The organism is Halanaerobium sp. MA284_MarDTE_T2, assembly GCF_003337245.1.
Classification (GTDB): domain Bacteria; phylum Bacillota; class Halanaerobiia; order Halanaerobiales; family Halanaerobiaceae; genus QPJE01.
Window position 1 is genome coordinate 1 of the sequence record NZ_QPJE01000063.1, and the last position, 1,493, is coordinate 1,493.

General features: G+C 36.4%; 1 protein-coding gene. It reads left to right on the forward strand.

Annotated features, from left to right (window positions below; translation table 11 throughout):
• Nucleotides 1-124: 124 nt before the first annotated feature.
• Nucleotides 125-1,018 carry an ABC transporter permease gene (locus DFR78_RS11840; protein WP_114459027.1) on the forward strand — a complete coding sequence of 298 codons (894 nt, stop codon included), beginning with the start codon at nt 125-127 and terminating at the stop codon, nt 1,016-1,018.
• The last annotated feature ends 475 nt before the right edge of the window (nt 1,019-1,493 follow it).

Genomic DNA, 1,493 nt, shown 5'->3' on the forward strand with positions numbered 1-1,493 from the left:
AATACAAAAGGCAAGTTAGAGGATATACTGTTGGGCTAACAGGATTTTAAGCCTGTGGAGATGGTGGGTTACCACTTCTAAGAAGCAGGAATCCTTGTGGGCTTGCCCCGAGGAGGGTCAATATATGATTAATTTTGTAACTACAATTTATAAATCAAAAATATTTAAACATTATTTAGAAAGGCCCCCTGTTGTCATCGGGTCAATAGTTATATTAATTTTACTTCTGGGAGCCATTTTTGCTCCACTGATAGCACCACAGAACCCTTATGCTATAGATAAAATAAGTCTGAGCAATTCCTTAAAACCACCTCTGTGGAAGAAAGGGGGAGTTAGCCCTTTTATTCTGGGAACTGATATGCAGGGTCGTGGAGTATTCAGTACCATTCTATATGGCTGCCGGACTTCCTTTCTTGTAGGTATCAGTGTAGTTATTATCGCCGGTGGTTTTGGAGCTTTAATTGGATTACTTGCCGGTTATTATGGAGGAATACTTGATATAATTATGATGAGAATGGGAGACACCCTCTTTTCCTTTTCCCAGACTCTGATAGCTATGCTCTTATTGGGAATCTTCCAGACTAATAGTGTAGTTCTGGTAATTATGGCAATATGTATTTCAGGTTGGGTGCAGTATGCCAGAACTATCAGAGGGGAAGTATTATCAGTTAAAGAAGAAGAATATGTATTGGCCAGTAAAGCTACTGGTAATAACGATCGGAGGATAATATTTAAACACATTTTACCTAATTCAATTTCACCACTGCTGGTGATTGCTGCAGTTCACTTCGGTATGGCTATAATGCTGGAAGCTACCCTTAGTTTTCTGGGAGTTGGGGTTCCTATAACACACCCTTCTCTGGGTATGATGATCTCACAGGGGCGTAATTTTCTCTATGCCGGTAAATGGTGGCTTGTTTTCTTTCCCGGTATCACATTAATGTCCATTGTTTTCAGTCTAAACCTTATCGCTGACTGGTTGAGAGATGAATTTGATCCCAGACTAAAGAATATTTAACCCCATTCCGGCCATAGCTATCAAAAGCAATAATTCAGTTAATGGCTTTAGTTTACTCACTGAAATTCAGCGGTAACAATCTGACAAGTAGCCTGTAAGGCTCTTCCAATCATTAAGCCACCCAGCGATTCAGGAAGTTTAAGTAACCAGTTAAAAGATAACCTGAATCCGTGATATCTTCTTAGTGAAAAGCAGAAATATCAAGTAAATAAAGTTTTCTCAAAATTATTTTTAGAGCTGCAAAAAAGGGATTTTGTCATAAATTAAATTTTTAGATTCATCTAAAACTCAACTATGGTACTAAATAGGGTTCATCATAAGTTAGACAGGAAATGAAATGCAAATTTAGATAAAGAGATTATTATATTTAAAAATATATTTGATTGTAACACAAAAACATTAAGCATATTCAATCTAAACTAAGCTTTTAAATCTAAAAATTAGTTCTCAACAACAAAAAAATTGAATATCACAG

Bases quoted from the DNA above. Each gene is read 5' to 3' on its own strand.
- DFR78_RS11840 (WP_114459027.1), top strand. From the start codon at position 125: ATGATTAATTTTGTAACTACAATTTATAAATCAAAAATATTTAAACAT.